We start from the raw sequence: 19,644 nt of genomic DNA on the forward strand, positions 1-19,644 counted from the left end.
GTATGAAGGTCGACTCCATTCCTTTTCGGTGTCGAAGTGAAATGACGAGGCCCCCTCTTCCTGTAGCTCTTGGAGAGGGGGCCTCGCGATGCCTTGACGGCAACGCTGACGGCAACGTCAGCGGACGGATGCTGTGACGGGCGGGTCGTCGGGGCGGTCGTTGATCCCACCGAGCGCACCGTTGAGGCTGTCGATGGCTTGGCGCTGGAGGCGGAGTCGGACGTGGGCGTAGACGCCGGCCGTCACGCCGATGTGGACGTGGCCGAGCAGCTCCTTGATCACGACGAGGTCGATGCCCTGCTCCAGGAGGAGGGTGGCGGTCGAGTGCCGGAGGTCATGGAAGCGGATCACTCGAAGTCCGGCGCGTTCGAGTAGGTGGCGGAAGCGGCGTGTGAGGTTGGTGGGATCGAAGGGCCTGCCGATTGGGGTGGTGAAAACGAGACCGGTGTCCGCCCATCGTGATCCCGCAGCCTGACGATCTTCCTGCTGCCGCTCCTGGTGGATCTTGAGAGAGTTGATGCATTCGGTGGGCAGCGCGATACGGCGTTCAGAGGCGCGGGTCTTGGTGTGCAGGATGGTCAGGCCGCCGGTGTGAGTGCGCTGGAGGGAGCGGTGGATGGCGGCGGTTCCCGCGTCGAGGTCGAGGTCTTCCCAGTGCAAACCGAGGAGTTCGCCCTTGCGGAGGCCGGCGCGCAGGGCGAGTTCGTACAGCGCGTGAAGCCGGTCGCCGCTGGCGGCTTGGAGGAACTGCCGGGCCTCGCTCGCGGTGAAGGGCCTGAAGCGCCGGGGGCGGGGCGCGGGGGCCTTGACGTTTCGGGCGACGTTGCGGGGCAGGTCGTCTTCGCGGACGGCGTGCTCAAGTGCGGACTTGAGGACCGAGTGGACGTAGGTCACGGTCAGTGGCGAGAGCCGCTTGTTGCAGCATTGGCCGATGGTGCAGCAGGAGTGCCGGGCGGTGTCCCGTCCATGTACGCAGCACTGGCAGGCGACGCGGAGGCGGTCGAGGAAGGTGCGGACGTCGCGGGCGGTGAGCCGGGCGAGCTTCTTCGCGCCGAGGCCGGGGATGAGGTGGAGACGGATGCAGGCGGCGTAGCGGGTGTGGGTGTTCTCCCGGACCTGGTGGACGGCGATGCTGTTCAGCCAGTACGTCAGGTAGTCGCTCACGGTGCAGTCGGACACTGCGACGGGCAGCCCGAGGTTGCTCGCGGAGATCTTCTCGGTGAGCTTGCCCAGGGCTTCCTTCCGGCTTGTGCCGTAGACGCGGACGCGCTTGCGAGTGTTGCCGGGGGCGAGGACGTATCCGGCGGCTTCCCAGCGGCCGTCCTTGCGCTGGTAGATGGTGCCGTCTCCGTTGGCGCGGGAGCGGCTGCGGCGGGAGGCGGCGGGGCGCGGCGTGGTCATCAGGCAGCTTCCTGTTCGAGGCGGGTGCGGATGAAGTCGGTGAGCGCGTAGACAGGGATGCGGCGGGCGCGGCCGAGGGTGATTGAGGCGAGCTGGCCGGTGCGGAGCAGGTCGTAGACGGCGGAGCGGCTGAGCTGGAGGCTGGCCATCACCTGGGGCACCGTGAGCAGATCCAGCGCCGGCGCCGCCTCCACGTGGAGGCAAGCGGGCGGGGGCGAGGCCATCAGCAGCCCCCTTCGGCCGCGAACTGCCGTTCCAGTTCCTTGCGATGCCAGACGTCAGCCGCGAGGAGGGCCGCGCCGGGGCTGTAGCCCGAGCCGAGGTAGTCCCAGTGACCGACGACGAGCGTGGTCGTCGGGTCAGACTCGGGCAGGCCGGCGTGGGCGCGGGCCTGTTCGGTGCGCCAGGTGCGGCGGGCGGCGCGCAGCGCGCCGAGGGTGGTGGAGTAGGAGCGGGATTTGGTGGAGAAGTGGCCGCGGAAGCCGAGCATGTGTGCCCACTTCCAGAGCTTGAGGTGGGCGAACTCGGGCAGCCTGCCGAGTTCCCAGCAGGTGCGGATCATCTGCCGCACGTGGCGGGCGACGGCGAGGCGGGGCAGGGGGCGGGCCTGTCCGGTGCCGCCGCAGGCGGTGCAGGGGAGCGGGGTTCCGTGGGGCAGGAGGGTTGCGCCGCGTCCCTGGCAGAGGCGGCAGAACAGGGCGCGGTCGAGGGCGCCGGAGGCGTCGGCGGACTTGGTGGCGTACTTGGCCACGTAGGCGGCCACGGCCTGATCCGTGAATTCGGCGTCACCGCCGAAGGCGGCGATCTCGCGTACGTCGAGCTGTTCGCCCCAGGCGAGTTCGCGTTCCCCGACCGCATCTGACTCGACCGTGACGCGAACCCGTGCGGCGGCGGTGCGTACGGCATCGGTGAGCACGGCGACAGTGGCATACGAGGGTGGGGGCTGGCTGGTGCCGTCGGGGTCGTCGAGTCGGATCACGGCGTGGAAGTGGACCAGGCCGCGCTGCTGGTACTCGGCGACCTTGGCGAAGGACACCCGCAGCACGGCGCGGGCAGCCCTCTGGGTGAGGCCGAGCCGGGCGGCGAGTTCGCGGCGCAGGTAGGTGGTGAATCGGGCCCACAGGGCTCCGGCGTGGGCGTTGAAGAGGACCGCGCCCGTGTAGTCGTACGTGGCCGGGTCAAGGGGCGTGCCCAGCACGGGGTCTGTGGGTTCGTGGAGCTTGCGGCAGCGGCAGGGACGGATGTCGCCGCCGGGCGTGGTGGGGCGGTTGTGGACGGGGCCGAAGGACGGCGGGGTGAGGGTGACGAAGACGCGGGGGTGGGTGCGGACGGTGTCGGGGACGGTCTTGCCGCCGGAGAGGCCGGCGCGGATGAGGTGGTAGGTGTCAGCGGCGTAGAGGCGGGAGCAGGTCGGGCAGCGGGAGGCGCGGCGGTTGCCGCACGCGGTGAGCAGGCTGCCCGTGGGCTCCTCCGTCGTCGTGTAGGAGCGCAGGACCTCACCGGTCGCGGTGTCGACGGTGGTGCTCTGCCCGGTCAGGCGGACGGGTTCGGTGCAGCCGCCGAGGCGTTCGATCTGCTGCTGGGCGCGGTCGAAGTCGGGGTGGTTGACGAGGTGGAACAGGTCCCGCACGGCGGGGCTTGCCACATGGCGCAGGTCCAGGGTGACCATTCGGGGCGTGTCCCTTCTGTCGGGTGTGTGGCCCGAGCAGTAACCGGCCGTGGTTGTGGGCGTGTTGGTGCTGCTCGGGGCATGACGAGCCAGGCCCATGGGGTGGGCGTGGGTTTCAGGGAGGGGTGATCCGGCCGGTGGCCGGGGTGGCTCAGAGTTGAGCGAGGGCGGTGGTGGCCACCGGCAGGGCGATGCCCATGCGGGTTGCGAGCTGGGCGGCGGTGACCGGTGTTCCGTGCTCGGCGTGGTGGGTGTCCGCGATGCGCCGGGCCGCACTCAGCAGTGCGGCGGGCAGGGCCGGGCGAGGGCCGGTGGCAGGGGCCTTGGCGACGGCCGGGGCGGAGCCGGGCGCCTCCATCACGGCGGGTGCTTCGGCCAGGGTCGGCGCAGGTGTCGCGGTGGGGACCGGTTCAGGGGCCGGGGGCGCGGTCTCGGGAGCGGGCGCGGTAGTGGGCACCGGCTCGGCGATGGGCGCGGGGGCTGGGGTGGTTGTGGTGGCGTCCTCCTGGTGTGCGGCGGTGTGGAAGTGGGCGAGGAAGGTGGGGCCGACGTGGCCCCAGCCCAGGAGCAGGAGCGGGGCGACGGTGTCCAGGCAGGCCCGTCCGTAGCGTCCGGTCAGCAGTGGTTCGGCGGTGTTCAGAGGTCGTTCTCTTTCCGAACCTCGTGTGAGGTCTTTGCTGGTCAGGCATGAAGTAGCTGCTGCTGCGGGAGTCTCGGCTCGTTGCCGGGTGAGATGTCGTGGAGGTGGCGGATGCCGTCGATGCGGGCGGTTTTGGAAACGCGGCGGAAGGCCGCGGCCGCGGAGGTGAAGCAGCTCGAAGCCGAGTTGGAACGGGTGCGGGCGGCTCTGGCGGAGGCGGAAGAGGTGCACTGGTGCCGGGTGATCGGCCTGGAGCAGTATCTGGAGGCGCTGGCTGAGGAGGACGTGCCTGCCGACGTGGTCGGTGAGGGGTCGCGGAGGAAGCCGGTCGGTCCACGCCGGGCGGTGCCTCACCGGCGACAGGCGAGTGAAGTGGAGGAGTTGTCGCCGCACTATCAGGCGTTGATGGCTGCTGCGGCCGATGCGGGAGACGACGGGCTCGGTGCCCGGCGGGCGGCGGTGGTGCTGGGCTGGGACAGCGCGTCGGCCTCCCGTGTCGAGGGAGCCAGAGCACGGCTGAAGCGGCTGGTGGAACGAGGCTGGCTGGTCGAGAAGAAGGCGGGCAGATTCACGCTGCCCGCATCGGAGCAGGACCCTGGTGCCGGGCGGCCAGGCGGCGGCTCGTGAGCATGGACATCGACCACAGAATGACGGCTTCGCTGGTGTCGGTGCGCCGCTCGTAGTCACGGACCAGACGCCGGCTGCGCAGGCACCAGGCGAACGACCGTTCCACGACCCAGCGGCGGGGCAGGGCCTCAAAGCCGCGGGCGGTGTCGCTGCGGCGGACGATGTCGAGTGCGATGCCGAGCTGTGTTGCACTCCAGTCGACGAGGTGGCCGGTGTAGCCGCCGTCGGCCCAGACCCGTGCCAGCCGCCCGAAGCGGTCCTGGGCCGCCGGCAGCAGAACGCGGGCGGCGTCCCGGTCGGTGGTCGACGCAGGCGTGACCAGCACCGCCAGCAGTAGCCCGAGCGTGTCGGTGAGCAGGTGCCGCTTGCGCCCGTTGACCTTCTTCCCGGCGTCGAAGCCGCGAGAGGTGAGAGCGACGGTGGCGTCCGCCTTCACCGACTGCGAGTCGATGACCCCCGCACTGGGCTCACGTTCACGTCCCTCGGCCTCGCGGGCAGCCTCACGCAGCCGGTCGTGCAACTCGGCCACGAGTCCCCCATCCCGCCAGCGGGCGAAGAAGGCGTAGACCCGAGGCCAGGGCGGGAAGTCCGACGGCATCGCCCGCCACTTGATGCCGTTGTCGACGAGGTAGCGGATCGCGTCGAGCATCTGTCGGTGACAGTAGCCCTCCGGCCGCCCGCCCCGGCCCGCCAGCCACCCGGGAACCGGCAGCAGATCCCGCACCAGAGCCCACTCGGCATCGCTCATGTCCGAGCCGTACCGCGGCCGGCGACCCGGCCGGTCGGCCGCATTCCCGAACCTGTGGGCGAGACAGTCACACCCAGGAGTGGACCAACTGGACCCGACAACCGTGACCACGCGACACTTCGACAACAGGGCCTCTTGCTCCTCGCTGGACTCGACATCCGCGAGCTACCAAGAGGCCCTTCTTCCATGCACCCCCACCGGCAAACTCACCCGCACCAGGCCCCTGTTCGAACATCACCGACCACCCGAGCGGATAGAGAACAGCCAGTCAGGGCGAGGGTGAGCAGCCCGCACAGGTGCAGCAGCCTGGTACCGGCCCTCAACTCCGACTTGGACACCCCGCGCAGGGCCAGGAACCGCAGAGCGACCAGGAGCCCGACGACGGACAGGTCCACCATGGGGGCGATCAGCGGCGCGATCGGACGGGGGACACCGAGCCGCAGGGCGAGTGCCCAGACGTTGCCGAAGGAGAAGACGAAGGCCAGGGCCGCGATGACCGCCATGACCACGGTCACGGTGCGTCGGGTGAATCGTTCCTCCGCCATGATCTCAACCTCCCTTCTTGTGTGGGTGTTTCGGGATCACTTGGTGAGTGAGGGCGCGGGCGGTGTCGTCCGGCCGGTCGAGCGCAGGAGGGCGTCCAGGCACAGGTCAGGGTCGGCGGTCAGGTACGAAGTGGCGTCCGCGACGCGGGCGGCGTCGGCATCCGAGACGTAGGGGGTGCGGATGCGGGTGTAGCCGGGGCGGCCCTGCATCGCCATCACCGCAACGCCGACGTAGGCGGGGTCCTGCAAGGTCACCGGGCTGGCATCGGGCCAGTTACGGATGTCCTCACCCAGCGCGGCCACCGCTGCCTCCACCGTCTTCTGCGCGAAGGACAGCCCAATGGGGCACACGTCTCGGATGAACGTGGGGATGGCGTCGCCGGTGGTCTTCTGGCTGATCAGGATCACCAGGATGCCGACGCTGCGCCCCTTCTTGACCAGGTCCTCCACCAGCCGGGCGTTCTCCGCCGTCAACGCGGCCAAACGTTTCGTCTCGGCGTCGTTGCCCTTGTACTCGCGGAAGTACGTGTGCGCTTCGTCGATGATCAGGACCGTGAGCGGCCATTCAGAGGAGGGGCCGACGTGCCACATGTTCTTCACGCCCAGTACGTCACGGATGGTCGCCGAGCGCCGCTTGCGCAGCTCCACCAGACGCTTGAACAGCGCGTTCGCCTCATCGAGGTCGTCACCGCAGAACGCGAACATGCGCTTGACCAGGTCGGCGTAGTCGCCCTCCGAGGCCCGTGACACCTTGCCGTCCGCAGTCGCGATCTGCACGGCGGCCGACGGCGCGAAGTCGCAGACGAACTTGTTGACCCCCGAGGTCTTGCCCGCACCCGGGACGCCGGCCACCGTCACCCCGGGAACGTTGGCCAGGGACACACACACCCGGGAGGCGTACTCGTCCACGCCCAACTCCCAGCGGGTCAGCTCCGCGAGTGGCTGGCCGGTGGGCCGATGCGTGGTCGGCGTGGTCAGCGGATCGGAGCGCACACCCCGGATCACCACCCTGCCGGGGCCATGCGGCAGCACGGACACCCGCGTGCACCGCCAGGCGTCCGCAAGGAACCGGGCCGACTTCTGGTACTCCTCCAGCCCGACCTGCGGCAGCGTCCGCGCCCTCACGATCACCCCGAACCGGTCCGGCGTCACCTTGATCTTCGGAGTCAGCACCCGAGGCGCGGGTGTGGCGCCGTCCTTCTGCGGGGTGAGCTGCGCGAGCAGGCCCGGGGTCCTGTCGGTGACCGTCAGCCCGGCCATCCGCGCGAGCCGTACCCAGCCCCAACGGACCCGCGCGGCCTGCCGCATGCTGACCCGCGTGCCCCGGTCGGCCCGCACGTAGCGCACCACCGTCACCAGCAGCCACACACCGACCAGCGCCGTAGCGATCGGCAGCGCGTACGACGCGTATCCCGTGACGGCTTCCACGTCAGGCCCCCTCTTCGCGTATCAGGCGGAACACGTCGCCCAGGTCGAGGCGGGCCGCCTGCTCCGGGCTCAGGTCGAGCAGATCGAGCACCGCACCGGAGGCGAAGAACGTGGCCTTGCCCTCGGACCCCGGCAGTGGCCGGAGCGGAGACAACGCCCGCTCCGGCGCGGGGTGTTCGAAGCGGATCACTGGGCGGCCTCCGCCGTCACCAGCTCCAGGCGGGCGGCGCGGTAGGCGACACCGTCGGAGAGCTGACCGTTGAAGATCCGCGCCCACGGGGTCGCGAACAGCTCCACCGACCGCACCATCGCCCCCGGCTTGAGCCCGGCCGCCAGGCCCGTCTCCGGGACCGTGATCTTCAGGACCTCGGCGCGGCCGTCCTCCATGAGCATCACGGTCACCGTGTACAGCGACGCTCCGGTCTCCCGGTCGGTCGCGATTTCGCCGGTCTGCTGGTCCTTGATCTTCAGTACTGGGTCGGTGCCCGCGATACACACCGCCGACGGCAGCAGGGCGACACGGATTCGAGTCATGGCCATGCCATCACATCCTCGTTCGATGGAGTCGCTTGATCGACTCGCCACGACCATAGCGGCACGCTCGCTACACCCGCAACACTCGATCCGTATCGATACGCCGATACGGTTGGAACGCCGAGGACGCCCGGGTGTGCCGCGAGTGCCGACGCCGCTACCCTCGTGCCATGAAGCTGCCCCTGGGAGAGGACCCCCGGCCGCCGTACGTCCAGGCCGCCGACGTCCTGCGCACCGCCATCCACGACGGCGAGCTGCGCCCAGGTGAACGGCTCCCCGCCGCGCGCGAGCTGCAACGACGCTTCGGCATCGCCAGCTCTACGGTCCAAAACGCCCTGCGGGTCCTCAAGGAGGAGGGGCTGATCTACTCCGTCCTCGGCCGGGGCAGTTACGTACGCGCGCCAAAGCCAGTGGTGACCGCCGAAGCGGAGGTGGCCGCAGCAGAGGAAGACGAAGTCGATCTCGGCGAGTCCGATCCTGAGTACATCGGTCTCGGCGACCTCCGACGCGGTTGGCAGACCGCCGACAGTCCTGCCGACGATCCGCGCCCCCCGTACGTGCGGACTGCGGACGAACTCCGCGAGCAGATCCAGGACGGCCGACTTGCGCCGGGCGCCAAGCTCCCGTCCGCCCGCGACCTGCAAGCTCAGTACGGCATCGCCAATTCCACCGCGCAGAACGCCCTGCGGGTCCTCAAGGAGGAGGGGCTGATCTATTCCGTGCAGGGCCGGGGCGTCTTCGTCCGCCAGCTCAGCCCGCGCGCTCAGTTCCTCAAGCGCTACAACGAGGGGTTGAAGGAAACGGCGGCGCAGCGCCGTGCGGACGAGGAAGCGGTGCGGCTCAGCGGAAAGAGCGACGACGAAGTGGCCGCCGAACTCGCCGCCGCCGAGGAACGGTTCACCAAGGCCAGCACCGAGTTCGAAGCCGCCACCGCCCACCGTGATGCCATGCGCGCCGTCATGGAGCAACGCAAGCGTCTCAGCGGCAACTACACGCCAGAAGAGACCGCCGCCAAGGCCCAGCGCCTGCACGACCGGCTGAACGAAGGCAGACGCCGACGCTGAACCGACCGCACGCGGTAGAGCGGCAGGACACGAGGCACCCAAGGCGAGCTGTTCAGAGTTTCTTTACTTGATCAAGGGCGTCCCGCTGACGCGGGCCGCCGCGCGCCGGCGGTCGGTGACCGCCGCCCGCTCCTGTCTGCCGCCCCGCCGGCGACGGCCGCCGACCACTCGGCGCGCAGAGCCCGGGAGCGTAAGCCGGACCCCCAATCGGAAGCCCCGGTCCGACCGCTCAGCAGCAGACTGGCCGGGCACCTGAGAGGCCGCCCGGGGGGCTCGCGCCGTCCCGGACGCGCCCATGCTTGCTGCCCGGCTGGGGGCCGTGACGATGGAGATAACTGGGCTGATGCCGGTGCGGGGTTGAGCGAGACACACGTGGCGGGTGGTGGGTTGGCGCGCCCGCCGTCGTGGCTGACTTTCTGTGGCTGAGGCCAGAACCCCCATGGGCACGGCACGCACGTGAGGGCCCGTCCCTGCCGGGGCTGACGAGTGCGGGGGAGCCTCGATCGGCTGCGCCCGGCAGGGACGGGAGTTGGGTGGTCAGCGCGGTGCGGCGCCTGGGCGAGCGAGGCGGATCACGTCTGGCGCCAGGTCCGCCAGGGGCGGGTGATGATCTCCCGATAGGTGTGGTGGGACGGGTTCTGACCGCAGTGCCGCAACACCCACTCCTGCGGTTCGGCGAACTCCTCGCTCGTCGGTGAGGTCTCTCCGTCCACGGCGCACTGCATCGCGTACAGGACTGGCTCCGCGTCCGGCTCGCGGTCGGGCTGGAGCGTCCAGGTCTCGTAGCGCAGGACCGAGCGAGGGGTCACCGTCCCCACCTCCGGTTGGCCACGGCCACCTTCGCGCTCAACTCCTCCGTCGGAGTCGGTGGACGTACGTCCTCGGGCGGCACGTCCCACTCCCGGCCACCGCGCGGCGGCCGAAGCTGCACGTACGTCCCCACATGCCCCATCACCACGCCCACCTTGCCGCTTCGCCGGTCGACCATCAGGGCGCCGGCATCGGGCGAGACGGTGTGCCCGTCGGCATCAGGGGTGGGGGCCGTCATCGTGACCACCCCGGCGAGGCGGCGCGTGACCGGGCGTCCAGTCGCGGGGCAGGAACACGTGGGGTGGCGCTCATTCGCACGGTGACGCTCCTCGGCGGCGTTGATGCGTGCCCCTGGGCCTGTTGGTGCCGCAGGGTCGGCACCGATCCTCACGCCGGTCACCGGGACGAAGGAACCTCCACCAAACCCCATTTCAGGACGTCCTGCACCGTGTAGAACGTCCCTAGTGCCGTCCTGAGACGAAGGGGGAGACTCGTGCCGAACGAGAGACTACGAGCCGTCATGGCGGCGGGAGGCTGGACGTACGCCGCACTCGCTCAGCAGGTCGAGGTCGACCCCAAGTCGGTCGAGCGCTGGGTGAACCTCGGGCGTATCCCACGTCGTGCCACCGCCCTCCAGGCGGCCAAGGCCCTGGGAGAAGACGTGCACGCACTCTGGCCGGCGCTCCGCCAGGCCCGCCCCGCCCGCGCCATCAGCCCCGAACTGGTCGCGCTCTACCAGCAGCGGGCCGACATCCCTGTCTCGACGTTCACCGACCTGATGGCCCAGGCCCGGGAGCGGATCGACATCCTCGTCTACGCGGCAGTCTTCCTCCACGAGGCATACCCGCGGCTGAACGAACTCCTCACCGAACGCACCGCCGAAGGCTGCACCGTCCGCATCGCGATCGGGGACCCCGACAGCGACAACGTCCAAGCCCGCGGCCAGGAAGAGCGGTTCGGCCACGGCATCGAATCCCGCTGCCGCCTCGCTCTCATGCACTACCGGCCGCTCGCCGACACCCCGGGCATCGAAGTCCGCACCCACGAAACCACGCTCTACAACTCCCTCTACCGCGCCGACGACCAGCAACTCGTCAACGCCCACGTCTGGGGCGTCAACGCCTACGCCGCCCCCGTATGGCATCTTCGCCGACACGAGACAGGCGGCATGTTCGACACCTACGCCGACAGCTTCGACGCCGTGTGGACGACGGCAACCCCCGTACGAGAGGAAGGCTGACCGTGGCCCGCACCGAGTACTACGACGACCCCAACGCGCCCAAGCCGAACAGCATGGTCGTCGCCGCATCCGCCGTCGTCACCGACGACCACGGGCGCATCCTCCTCCAGCGCCGCCGCGACAACGACCTATGGGCCCTGCCCGGAGGCGGCATGGACCTCACCGACTCCCTGCCAGGCACAGCCGTCCGAGAGGTCAAAGAGGAGAGCGGCCTCGACGTCGAGATCACCGGCCTGGTCGGCACCTACACCGACCCGAAACACATCATCGCCTACACCGACGGCGAGGTCCGCCGCCAGTTCAACGTCTGCTTCACCGCCCGCATCACCGGCGGCCAACTGGCAATCTCCGACGAGTCCACCGAACTCCGGTTCGTGCCGCCCGAAGAAATCGAGCAGTTGCCGATGCACCACACCCAACGACTCAGGCTCCAGCACTTCCTGGAACAGCGCGAAAAGCCGTACCTGGGCTGAACCGTCTGACGGCAGTAGCGACGGCAACAACCCCGCACAACCACGGACGCCCGCGCACGTCACCGGACCAGCAAGCCGCACTTGACCTGCGAAAAAGCAGGTCGAAGGCTTCGCGTAGCACACGTACTATGTGCTCGCCGGGGCGACACCGGTCCTCGTCCACAATTCCGGAGGAGATGCCAGGTTTAAGTACCTTGATCGACCTGGATACAGCAATTACGTACTTGTCGATCGCGGCGGTAACGTTTACTACTCCGGAATGTTTGGTCCGGGCGATACGCCGGCGGGTGTTCAGTATCGTCACGGCAACAACAACAATCGTTTCAATGACGGTTTCTCAACGTCATTCATTTCCATGTGTTGTTGAGGGTGAGGGCGGCCTGGGCGATGTGTCCGATGCGGCTTGGGCTGAGGGTGACGTGCTGGAGGGCACGCCAGCGTTGTTTGAGTTCGGCGGCGGCGCGTTCGCCCAGGGCGCGGATGCCGCGCAGGAGCCGGTTGTGGGCGCGGGTGTCGGTGGCGAGCGGGGAGGTGATGTCGGGGTGGGGGCGGAAGGGGGTGTGCACGCCGATGCCGGCGCCGGTGTAGCCGACGTCGGCCAGGGTGGGCACGCCGTCGCGGGCCGCCGGGTAGAGGGCCGGCAGGGCATGGATCCGGGCGGCACGCAGGTCGTGGACCGAGCCGGGCTCGACGTCGGAGACCCACAGCGGGGTGCCGTCCGGGGCGGCGAGGAACTGGACGTTCCCGGCGAAGTGTTTCGCTTTGCCGGAGTACCACAGGTCGTTGCCGTTCTCGGTGGTGCCGGCGACCCGGTCACAGGAGATCAGGGTGCCGTCCAGGACCACATGGCTCATGCCCTGCATGCGGCAGCGGGCAAGGACGTCGTGGAGGTCGGGCGCGCGTTCGGCCAGGACATCGATGGCTTCGTGAAGGTAGCGGTAGCCGGTGGCCTGGGAGATGCCGGCGTCGCGGGCCAGGCAGTGCACGCAGCCGGCCTCGCGGAACCAGCGCAGTACGAACACGGCCTGGCGGAACGGGCCCAGTGCACGTGAGCCCTTCGGGGTGCCGATCTGGCGGCGGTGGGCGGCCAGTAAGCGGGCGGTGTACTCGACCACGTGGCGCGGGACGTCGAGCATGGCAGCATAGGGGACCAACGTGAAGCCTCTGGTGACGTGGACGATCTTGTGGTGAGAACCGTCCTACCAGGGGCTTCACGTCCGTCTGCACTCGGGGGCACCACTGTCCGGCCTGACCCAAGGGCGCACCCCACATCAACCCGCTTCACGAAAACCAACTCGCTGAGAAAACGTCAATGCCGCAAATGGGGACTCGATGAGAGTGATGCCTGGTACGAGGACGTATGGCGAGTCGTGCCTCATGGAACAGCGACTCTCCGAGCGGTACGGTACGTACATCGGCCGCGACGGTAGCAACTATCGTGGCAATCGCCAGAATCCGCTTGATGGAAGCAAGCTGGCGGAGTACGAGGGCTACGAAGCCAAGAAGCTTGGAGGATGCTAGTGGGTGACGTCGAGGCTTTGGCTCCCAAACTTGCTGCACTCGCGACCGAGTTCGAAGAGCAAGTCGGCAAGAGGCCGTCCCTTGGAGAACTTCTGGAACTCCTCGGATGGGCATCCCATGGAGTTTATCCGGTGCCGCTCGCTTTCAACGTGAAATTGAAAGGGGGCAAGCGTTACTCAAGTCTGGGCCGTTCGCTTGTGGGTGAGCTGAATGACTCAATCTTTGTTGACGCGGCTTCATTTCTGTCCGCCATGGCGAAAGGGGCAAGTGGTCGGCTTCTGCCGACGTCGGAACTGGCCTCCTCTCTGGTGCTGACTCTTAAGGATTCCAGGATTTCCCTGGAGGATGTTGCCCGCGAAGAGGTTGCGGAGCTGACTGTTCACACTGCAAAGAAACCCACTAAACCTAGGATCGGCGACGTCCTGGCCATTCCTGCTAGTGGTGGCGGGTATCGTATTGCTTCGGTCGTAGCGCGAAATCGCTTTGGTACTGCACTTGGATTCATCCGTGGGAGATTTGACGTTCCGAGACCCGCAAGCGGGGAACGTTTGGTGGTGCACCAATTCCCCATCTATACGGATGATCGGCTTGTCGCGACTGGAGCCTGGAGGGTTGTTGGTCACGACGAGAACCTGCTGTCCCTATTTCCTGCGGAACCGGAGATCTATCACGCGCCGGACTTGCAGTGGCCCGGCATCGACCTCGGTAAATTTGGTGCTGCCGAAAAAGCGGCTGGGGAGATCCGTCTCATCGAAATCGATGAGGCTCGCGCAGTGGGCCTTCTTGATGGCACTTACCGGCAGTCTTACCTCGGCGAGCTCCTGGAGCAATTCATGGAGAGTTCGCTCGATTACTAAGCTGAGCTCTCCAAATGCCCTGGAGCGCTCACCATCACAATTGGTGAGCGGCGTTGATGGGTGAGATGGAATGAACTGCTGGTCGCCAACGCAGGACCCAGCTGTCAGACAGAGCAAGGGCCTCGCCGAATGTCACGGCGAGGCCCTTCTGGCATGCTCTGACGGCAACGGTGACGGCAACGTCAGCGGACGATTGCTGTGGCGGGTGGGTCGTCCGGGTCGCATCCTGGCCGCCGAGGGCGTGATCGATGGCGTCACGCTGGAGTCGGAGTCGTACGTGGGCGTAGAAGCCGATGTGAGCGTGGCCGAGGAGTTCCTTGATCACGACGAGGTCGACCCCCTGCCCCAGGAGCGAGGTGGCGGAGGTCGTAGAAGCAGACGTGGCGAAGGGCGGCCTTGCGGAGGAGCGCGGTAAAGGTACGGGTGAGGTTGGTCGGGTCGATCGATCTGCCCCTGCGCAGTGGTGAAGGTGTGCCTGCTGGGCTGCCACTTGGCGCTTGCTGCCTCGCGTTTGTGCCGCTGCCGGTCGGGATGGCGCTTCAACGGCGTGCCGCGGCAGGCGAGGAGAGCGATGCGGCGCTCAGCGGCCTGTGTCTTGGTGGGCAGTGTGGTCAGCCGCCTCCGCTGGTGCGCTGCAGGTTCGGCGGATTGAGGCGGTTTCCGGTCCAAGGTCGTGGTCTTCCCAGCGGAGGCCGAGCAGTTCGAATTGTGGAGTCCAGTACGGAGAGCGAGTTCGAAGAGCGCATGCAGCCGATGTCCGCGCGGCGGTGGACTGCCTCATCGGCGACGAGTTGAAGGCGTGTGGTTCGCCTCTGAAGCTGGTTCCCTCGCAGGGTTCGAACCTGCGACCGGGCCTGGGCTGGTGCTGGGTTGTTGCGTAGGCCCCTGACCTTGGTGTTCGCCGCCTACCTCAAAGACGGGATGCGGCCGCGGGGGCCTCACCAACGTGCGCCGCAGCAGTGGCAGCCGAGTGTGCGGAGCCGCGCTGACCTGCGGGTTCATGCGGCGCAGGCTGGTGCCCCCGGCAGGATTCGAACCTGCGACACCCGCTTTAGGAGAGCGGTGCTCTATCCCCTGAGCTACGGAGGCGGGGAGGCGCGGTGGGCCGGGTCGAGGGTCCGGGGCGCCCCGGACAGTCTAGCGGGTGGGCCACGGGGCACGTGGGCGGCTCTGGCCCTCGGCAGTGTGCGCCGCTGGGCTTCTGCCGAGTGCCGGGTCTGGGCGATTCTGCGTGAGTCGTCCAGACCCGGCAACTCAGGCGCTCGGGTGCCTCGGCGGTGTCGTCGAAGCCGGCAACGGAGATATCGGAGATCAGGGGGCAAGGTCCGTGAGCACCACGGGCGAGCGTTGTGGAGGAATGGGGTACCTCGTGCAACCGTTGCCCCCGATATGAGCGAGACAGTCGCAGTAGTGGCGGGCGCATACGGCGGCCCTGAGGTCCTGTCGGTGATCGACGTCGCCGTCCCGGAGCCGAAGCCGAACCAGGTGCGCATCACGGTCCGCGCGGCCGGCGTCAATCCCTTCGACTACAAGTCGTACAGCGGTGCCTTCGGTGCCGATCCGGAGAGACTGCCGCTGCGGCTCGGTGTCGAAGCTGCGGGTGTGGTGACAGCGGTCGGTGCCGACGCGGTCGGCCCCGCAGGTCCGATTGCAGTGGGTGACGAAGTGATCACCTATCACGCCCCGGGCGCGTACGCCACCGAACTCGTCGTACCGGCTTCGTCCGTGGTGCCGAAGCCCGTCGCTCTGTCATGGGAGCAGGCGGCCGGGCTGTTGGCCGCCGGTGTCACCGCCGTACATGCTCTCGAAGCGATCGGCGTGGACAAGGGCGACACGGTGCTGATCCACGGTGCCGCGGGAGGCGTCGGCCTCGTGGCCGTGCAGCTTGCGGTGGCACGCGGCGTCGCTGTGGTGGCCACCGCAAGCCAGGCCAAGCACGACCTGCTGCGCGAGCTGGGAGCGACCCCGGTCGCGTACGGGCCGGGACTGGCGGACAGGGTACGCGCGGTGGCGCCGGAGGGCGTGCACGCGGCCGCCGACCTCGTGGGCACCGACGAGGCGGTGGACGTCTCCGTGGAGCTCGTACCGGACCGCTTGCGCATCGCCACCATCGCGGGCCACGAGCGCGGGGGTCGCGCTGGAATCAGACTCCTGGGTGGCGTGCCGGGTGCAGATCCCGGCACCGAGATCCGGGAAGCCGCCCGCCTGCAGCTCACGGAAGCCGCGGCAGCCGGTCGACTGCGCATCGTGGTCTCGGACGCCTACCCTCTGCGTGAGGCCGCCGCTGCCCACCGCGAGATCATGTCCGGCCACGCCACGGGAAAGATCGTCCTGGTTCCGTAACCCGTCCCCTGTCCACACCGCACAGACACCTGCCTGGCTGGTCGTCGACACGGACCTCAGCCGGAGGAATCGACGTCCACCTCGTTCTTGACGCTCCATTCGACAAGTGGGTTCAGCACACGCATCAGGCCGGCGCCGCGATCGGTGGGCCGGTACGTGATCTGGACCGGCGTCGTCGGCACCACGATCCGCTCGATCAGTTGGTGGCCCTCGAGCTCACGCAACCGCTGGGACAGCAGGTGGTTCGAGATCCCGGGGATCCGCGCTCGGTAGTCGACGAATCGGCGGGCGCCCTGCATCGCCGCCATGAGCACCGCGGCGGTCCACTTCTTGCCCACGATCTCGACCGAGCACTGGAAGCTGCGGCACACCTCGTCGTCGATGTGCTCGTAGCCGGCTTCCGGGCGGCTCTGGTCCGGGGGAGCGGAGGACTCGTCGGGCTGTCGAAAGCTGGTCATGTGGTCATGATACTGAAGTGCGTCATCTTTGATGACCTGGTCATGTCCCCATTGGCGCCCATGGTCATCACCGTGCAGCCTGGGGCCATGACCACACACTCGGCCCCTCACCACGCGCGATGAACTACGGACATGCGCTGAGGTTCGGGCTGCGCCTGCCTACTGACGCCGGCCGCGGACCCGGCCGGTTGATCGAAGTGGCGGGCCTGGCCGAGCAGGGGGGACTGGACCTGCTGGTCATCCCGGCCGGAACCGCGGGCGCCGACCTCGAACCGTCGACCGTGTCGTCCTGGATCGCCGGGGCGACGGTCTCGCTCGGACTGACGGTGGAGGCACACCCCGCCGCCGTCCATCCGGCGATGCTCGCGCGAGCCGTCGCAAGCCTGGACCGGCTCACCGAGGGCAGGGTCGAACTGGCTCTCCACGCGGACCCGTCAGCGGCCGGATCCGGGACAGTCGGGTCGATCGCGGCACTTGGCGAAGCGATCGGCGTCGTCCGTGAGCTGTGGAACGTCCTCGACCGCGGCCTCGGCCGATTCACCGGCCGCTTCTTCCGTCTTGCGGGAGCGGAGAAAGCCGCACCCGCGCACGACGTGCCGATCACGGTGGACGGCCAGGGCGGAGACGTGTTTCTGCTGGTCGGACGGCAGGCTGACGAATGGTCGGCAGTCGGCTTCGACGTCGCCGCCCTGGCGCTTGGCAACCGTGCGGTTGACGAGGCGGCGCGAGGGGCGGGTCGCGATCCACGCGAGATCCGCAGGCGGGTCACGATCCGCGGTGGTTTCGGCGAGCGGACAGGCAGCTTCACCGGAATGGCTGCGGACTGGGTGAGCGATCTGCTGCCACTCGTCGTCGAACACGGGGTGGGCACCATCGTGCTCGACACCGACGAGCGAGACGTCGTGGCCGGGTTCGCGAGCGAGGTCGCACCCGCCCTGCGGGCGGCCGTGGACGCAGCGCTTCCACGAGGCTGGTCGAGCACACGGGTCCGGCGGTCCGCAGCGGTTGCCAGGCGTCGGCCGGGGATCGACTACGAGGGCGTTCCGTCGGGGATGGCCGAGGTCGTTGAGCCGGGCGATATCGCCTACGCCCGGCTGCGGTCCGGGTACTTGCGTGGTGGTGCGCCCGGGATCATCTTGCGGGCCTCGACGAACGAGCAGGTGACACAGGCGCTCGCGTACGCCCGCCGGCACCCCGGCGTGCCCCTGTCCCGCCGAAGCGCCGGGCACGGGGTCTCCGGACGCTCCACCAATGACGGCGGGATCGTCATCGACGTGTCGCTGATGAACGCGATCGAGGTGCTCGACGAGAGGACACGCCGGGTGCGCATCGGGCCGGGTGCGCGCTGGGCCGAGGTGGCGACCGCACTGGAGCCCTACGGCTGGGCGTTGAGCTCGGGCGACTATGGGGGTGTGGGAGTGGGCGGCCTCGCTACGGCGGGGGGCATCGGGTACCTCACGCGCGGGCACGGCCTGACGATCGATCGCCTGCGGGCCGCGGAGATGGTGCTCGCGGACGGCTCGGTCGTCCGGGCCAGTGATGCGGAGAACTCTGATCTGTTCTGGGCCGTACGGGGGGCGGGCGCGAACTTCGGGATCGTCACCGCCTTCGAGTTCGAGGCCGACGACATCGGTGCGGTCGCTTTCGCCCAGCTCACCCAGGACGCGAGCGACCTCGAACGCTACCTCGTCGAGTGGGGCCGGGTGGTCGCGGACTCACCGCGGGACCTCACCGGGTTCCTGATCGTGCCGCCTCCGCGGGGTGGGCGACCGGCAGTGGCGCTCAGCCGCACCATGGTCGACGCCGCGGACCGGGAGACCGTGCTCGCCCGGCTGGAGCCCCTGGCCGCGATCTCTCCGATGTACGCCCAGGACGTCGTCGTCACGTCCTACGCGTCCGTGATGAACAACGCGAGCGACGACGAACCGGTCTCCCACGGTGAACCGGTCTCACGCAGCGGCCTGCTCCGGCACGTGACCCCGCAGTTCGCCGCGGCGGCCGCCCGCGTGATCCGCAGCGGCGCGATCGGATGGTTCCAGCTCCGCTCGGTCGGCGGCGCCGTCGCCGATGTTCCCGCTGACGCCACCGCCTACGCCCACCGCGACGCGAACTTCTCGCTCGTGGTGATGGGCGGTACGGACGAGGCGGTCGACAAGGCATGGGCCCGGCTGAGGCCCTACCTCCATGGCCTGTACCTCAGCTTCGAGTCCGGTCTCCGGCCCGAGCGCCTCGCCGAGGCATGGCCCCCACGGACTCTGGCGCGTCTGCGTGAGCTCAAGACCGTCTACGACCCGGAAGGTGTGTTCAGCGACAACTTCGCTCTCACGCCCCCGCGAACCACCCCGCAGGAGGCAACCCATGACTGACTACGGCCACGAACTGTGGTTCGGCAGCTTCGTCACCCCCGCCGCCCGCCCACCTCAGGCGCCGGTCGAGCTGGCCCTGACGTCCGAGCGGGCCGGACTCGACTTGGTCAGCTTCCAGGACCACCCCTACCAGTCGGCGTTCCAGGACACCTGGACCCTGATGTCGTATGTCGCGGCACGCACCGAACGGATCCGGATCAGCGGCAACGTGCTGAGTCTTCCGTTGAGGCCCCCGGCCGTACTGGCTCGCGCAGCCGCAAGCCTGGACCGTCTGACCGGCGGGCGGGTCGAACTGGGTATCGGCGCGGGTGCGTTCTGGGACGGCATCGTCGCGATGGGAGGCCGCCGGCTCCAGCCGGCCCAGGCCGTGCGGGCGGTGGAGGAAGCCGTGAGCGTGATCCGGGGGCTGTGGGCCACCGACGAGTCCGGGCCGCTCCGGATCGAGGGGGAGTTCTACCCCGTGACCGGCGCGAAGCGAGGGCCCGCACCCGCCCACCGGATTCCGATCCGCATCGGTGCCTACAAGCCGCGCATGCTCCGGCTGACCGGCCGGATCGCCGACGGCTGGCTGCCCTCCCTGGCCTACCTGCCCGATGGCCCCGCATCGCTGGACGCGATGAACGAGCAGATCGACGAGGCCGCCTCCGCCGCCGGCCGCGAGCCCGCAGCGGTCAGCCGCTTGCTCAACGTCAGCGGCCGATTCACGACCGGCGCCGGCGGCGGGCTCTTGGAGGGGACTCCTGGCGACTGGGCAGAGCAGATCGCCGATCTCGCCCTGCGATATGGCGTTTCCGGGTTCGTCCTCGCCTCGGACGAGCCTGCCGACCTGAACACCTTCGGCCACGAGGTCGCGCCGCGCGCCCGCGAACTCGTCCAGAGCGAACGCGGGGCATGACGCGGCGCGCGACGGGACCGGAGGC

At 68.9% G+C, this 19,644-nt stretch carries 20 protein-coding genes, 1 tRNA gene and 1 pseudogene; 8 read left to right on the forward strand and 14 right to left on the reverse strand.

Features of this window, described 5'->3' with window-relative positions; genetic code table 11:
- Positions 1-117: 117 nt before the first annotated feature.
- The 4 genes from O7599_RS24310 to O7599_RS24325 all read right to left on the reverse strand — a co-directional run bounded on the left by O7599_RS24310 (position 118) and on the right by O7599_RS24325 (position 3,431).
- Complete coding sequence (locus tag O7599_RS24310) at positions 118-1,401, reverse strand: site-specific integrase (RefSeq protein ID WP_281617733.1); 1,284 nt, start codon at positions 1,399-1,401, stop codon at positions 118-120.
- Positions 1,401-1,625, reverse strand: coding sequence for a helix-turn-helix domain-containing protein (locus tag O7599_RS24315; RefSeq protein WP_281617734.1), 225 nt, complete (start codon positions 1,623-1,625; stop codon positions 1,401-1,403). The genes O7599_RS24310 and O7599_RS24315 overlap by 1 nt, the downstream gene beginning before the upstream one ends.
- A complete protein-coding gene (locus O7599_RS24320; protein WP_281617735.1) occupies positions 1,625-3,070 on the reverse strand; it encodes a replication initiator in 1,446 nt (481 codons plus the stop codon). The genes O7599_RS24315 and O7599_RS24320 overlap by 1 nt, the downstream gene beginning before the upstream one ends.
- A 151-nt stretch (positions 3,071-3,221) precedes the next feature.
- Positions 3,222-3,431, reverse strand: coding sequence for a hypothetical protein (locus O7599_RS24325; RefSeq protein ID WP_281617736.1), 210 nt, complete (start codon positions 3,429-3,431; stop codon positions 3,222-3,224).
- A gap of 399 nt (positions 3,432-3,830) precedes the next feature.
- Between O7599_RS24325 and O7599_RS24330 the strand changes: the two genes are divergently transcribed.
- Positions 3,831-4,337: a hypothetical protein gene (locus O7599_RS24330; RefSeq protein ID WP_281623496.1), complete on the forward strand. Its 507-nt coding sequence runs from the start codon at positions 3,831-3,833 to the stop codon at positions 4,335-4,337.
- On the opposite strand, the gene O7599_RS24335 is transcribed toward O7599_RS24330, so the two are convergent.
- The 5 genes and pseudogenes from O7599_RS24335 to O7599_RS24355 form a co-directional block, all read right to left on the reverse strand.
- Entirely contained in the window at positions 4,279-5,085 is an 807-nt protein-coding gene (locus O7599_RS24335) for an IS5 family transposase (RefSeq protein ID WP_281617731.1), read from the reverse strand. The genes O7599_RS24330 and O7599_RS24335 overlap by 59 nt on opposite strands.
- 269 nt (positions 5,086-5,354) lie before the next feature.
- Positions 5,355-5,630 (reverse strand): annotated as a pseudogene (locus tag O7599_RS24340) (DUF2637 domain-containing protein); the annotation flags it as partial.
- 36 nt (positions 5,631-5,666) lie between these two features.
- The gene (locus tag O7599_RS24345; protein WP_281617737.1) at positions 5,667-7,058 is read right to left on the reverse strand and encodes a cell division protein FtsK; all 1,392 of its coding nucleotides are present in this window, start codon (positions 7,056-7,058) and stop codon (positions 5,667-5,669) included.
- 1 nt (position 7,059) lies between these two features.
- Entirely contained in the window at positions 7,060-7,248 is a 189-nt protein-coding gene (locus O7599_RS24350; protein WP_281617738.1) for a hypothetical protein, read from the reverse strand.
- Entirely contained in the window at positions 7,245-7,598 is a 354-nt protein-coding gene (locus tag O7599_RS24355) for a hypothetical protein (RefSeq protein ID WP_281617739.1), read from the reverse strand. Before O7599_RS24355 ends, O7599_RS24350 begins: the two co-directional genes overlap by 4 nt.
- Positions 7,599-7,762: 164 nt before the next feature.
- Between O7599_RS24355 and O7599_RS24360 the strand changes: the two genes are divergently transcribed.
- A complete protein-coding gene (locus O7599_RS24360; RefSeq protein WP_281617740.1) occupies positions 7,763-8,656 on the forward strand; it encodes a GntR family transcriptional regulator in 894 nt (297 codons plus the stop codon).
- Between the two features lie 572 nt (positions 8,657-9,228).
- Here O7599_RS24360 and O7599_RS24365 read toward each other — a convergent pair.
- Positions 9,229-9,474 (reverse strand): hypothetical protein, encoded by a 246-nt coding sequence (locus tag O7599_RS24365; RefSeq protein ID WP_348652562.1) that lies wholly within the window; start codon positions 9,472-9,474, stop codon positions 9,229-9,231.
- Positions 9,462-9,713 (reverse strand): hypothetical protein, encoded by a 252-nt coding sequence (locus O7599_RS24370; RefSeq protein WP_281617742.1) that lies wholly within the window; start codon positions 9,711-9,713, stop codon positions 9,462-9,464. The genes O7599_RS24365 and O7599_RS24370 overlap by 13 nt, the downstream gene beginning before the upstream one ends.
- Before the next feature lie 273 nt (positions 9,714-9,986).
- On the opposite strand from O7599_RS24370, the gene O7599_RS24375 reads away from it, so the two are divergent.
- On the forward strand, positions 9,987-10,706 hold the full coding sequence (locus tag O7599_RS24375; RefSeq protein ID WP_281623497.1) for an XRE family transcriptional regulator: 720 nt from the start codon (positions 9,987-9,989) through the stop codon (positions 10,704-10,706).
- A 2-nt stretch (positions 10,707-10,708) separates the two neighbouring features.
- Positions 10,709-11,179 carry an NUDIX domain-containing protein gene (locus O7599_RS24380; RefSeq protein ID WP_281617743.1) on the forward strand — a complete coding sequence of 157 codons (471 nt, stop codon included), beginning with the start codon at positions 10,709-10,711 and terminating at the stop codon, positions 11,177-11,179.
- A 347-nt stretch (positions 11,180-11,526) separates the two neighbouring features.
- Here O7599_RS24380 and O7599_RS24385 read toward each other — a convergent pair whose 3' ends face one another.
- The gene (locus O7599_RS24385) at positions 11,527-12,315 is read right to left on the reverse strand and encodes a transposase family protein (RefSeq protein ID WP_281617744.1); all 789 of its coding nucleotides are present in this window, start codon (positions 12,313-12,315) and stop codon (positions 11,527-11,529) included.
- A 384-nt stretch (positions 12,316-12,699) separates the two neighbouring features.
- Between O7599_RS24385 and O7599_RS24390 the strand changes: the two genes are divergently transcribed.
- Positions 12,700-13,557 (forward strand): hypothetical protein, encoded by an 858-nt coding sequence (locus tag O7599_RS24390; protein ID WP_281617745.1) that lies wholly within the window; start codon positions 12,700-12,702, stop codon positions 13,555-13,557.
- Between the two features lie 1,013 nt (positions 13,558-14,570).
- Here O7599_RS24390 and O7599_RS24395 read toward each other — a convergent pair.
- A tRNA-Arg gene (locus O7599_RS24395) sits at positions 14,571-14,646 on the reverse strand.
- Between the two features lie 300 nt (positions 14,647-14,946).
- On the opposite strand from O7599_RS24395, the gene O7599_RS24400 reads away from it, so the two are divergent.
- The gene (locus O7599_RS24400; RefSeq protein WP_281617746.1) at positions 14,947-15,900 is read left to right on the forward strand and encodes an NADP-dependent oxidoreductase; all 954 of its coding nucleotides are present in this window, start codon (positions 14,947-14,949) and stop codon (positions 15,898-15,900) included.
- 56 nt (positions 15,901-15,956) lie between these two features.
- On the opposite strand, the gene O7599_RS24405 is transcribed toward O7599_RS24400, so the two are convergent.
- Positions 15,957-16,358 carry a helix-turn-helix domain-containing protein gene (locus tag O7599_RS24405; RefSeq protein WP_281617747.1) on the reverse strand — a complete coding sequence of 134 codons (402 nt, stop codon included), beginning with the start codon at positions 16,356-16,358 and terminating at the stop codon, positions 15,957-15,959.
- A gap of 119 nt (positions 16,359-16,477) precedes the next feature.
- Between O7599_RS24405 and O7599_RS24410 the strand changes: the two genes are divergently transcribed.
- Together O7599_RS24410 and O7599_RS24415 are read left to right on the forward strand one after the other, a co-directional pair.
- Entirely contained in the window at positions 16,478-18,724 is a 2,247-nt protein-coding gene (locus O7599_RS24410; RefSeq protein WP_281617748.1) for an LLM class flavin-dependent oxidoreductase, read from the forward strand.
- Complete coding sequence (locus O7599_RS24415; protein WP_281617749.1) at positions 18,717-19,619, forward strand: LLM class flavin-dependent oxidoreductase; 903 nt, start codon at positions 18,717-18,719, stop codon at positions 19,617-19,619. Before O7599_RS24410 ends, O7599_RS24415 begins: the two co-directional genes overlap by 8 nt.
- The last annotated feature ends 25 nt before the right edge of the window (positions 19,620-19,644 follow it).

This window comes from Streptomyces sp. WMMC500 (genome assembly GCF_027497195.1).
Taxonomy (GTDB): domain Bacteria; phylum Actinomycetota; class Actinomycetes; order Streptomycetales; family Streptomycetaceae; genus Streptomyces.

Bases quoted from the DNA above. Each gene is read 5' to 3' on its own strand.
- O7599_RS24310 (WP_281617733.1), bottom strand. From the start codon at position 1,401: ATGACCACGCCGCGCCCCGCCGCCTCCCGCCGCAGCCGCTCCCGCGCC.
- O7599_RS24315 (WP_281617734.1), bottom strand. From the start codon at position 1,625: ATGGCCTCGCCCCCGCCCGCTTGCCTCCACGTGGAGGCGGCGCCGGCG.
- O7599_RS24320 (WP_281617735.1), bottom strand. From the start codon at position 3,070: ATGGTCACCCTGGACCTGCGCCATGTGGCAAGCCCCGCCGTGCGGGAC.
- O7599_RS24330 (WP_281623496.1), top strand. From the start codon at position 3,831: ATGCGGGCGGTTTTGGAAACGCGGCGGAAGGCCGCGGCCGCGGAGGTG.
- O7599_RS24335 (WP_281617731.1), bottom strand. From the start codon at position 5,085: ATGAGCGATGCCGAGTGGGCTCTGGTGCGGGATCTGCTGCCGGTTCCC.
- O7599_RS24355 (WP_281617739.1), bottom strand. From the start codon at position 7,598: ATGGCCATGACTCGAATCCGTGTCGCCCTGCTGCCGTCGGCGGTGTGT.
- O7599_RS24360 (WP_281617740.1), top strand. From the start codon at position 7,763: ATGAAGCTGCCCCTGGGAGAGGACCCCCGGCCGCCGTACGTCCAGGCC.
- O7599_RS24375 (WP_281623497.1), top strand. From the start codon at position 9,987: ATGGCGGCGGGAGGCTGGACGTACGCCGCACTCGCTCAGCAGGTCGAG.
- O7599_RS24385 (WP_281617744.1), bottom strand. From the start codon at position 12,315: ATGCTCGACGTCCCGCGCCACGTGGTCGAGTACACCGCCCGCTTACTG.
- O7599_RS24400 (WP_281617746.1), top strand. From the start codon at position 14,947: ATGAGCGAGACAGTCGCAGTAGTGGCGGGCGCATACGGCGGCCCTGAG.
- O7599_RS24405 (WP_281617747.1), bottom strand. From the start codon at position 16,358: ATGACCAGCTTTCGACAGCCCGACGAGTCCTCCGCTCCCCCGGACCAG.
- O7599_RS24410 (WP_281617748.1), top strand. From the start codon at position 16,478: ATGAACTACGGACATGCGCTGAGGTTCGGGCTGCGCCTGCCTACTGAC.
- O7599_RS24415 (WP_281617749.1), top strand. From the start codon at position 18,717: ATGACTGACTACGGCCACGAACTGTGGTTCGGCAGCTTCGTCACCCCC.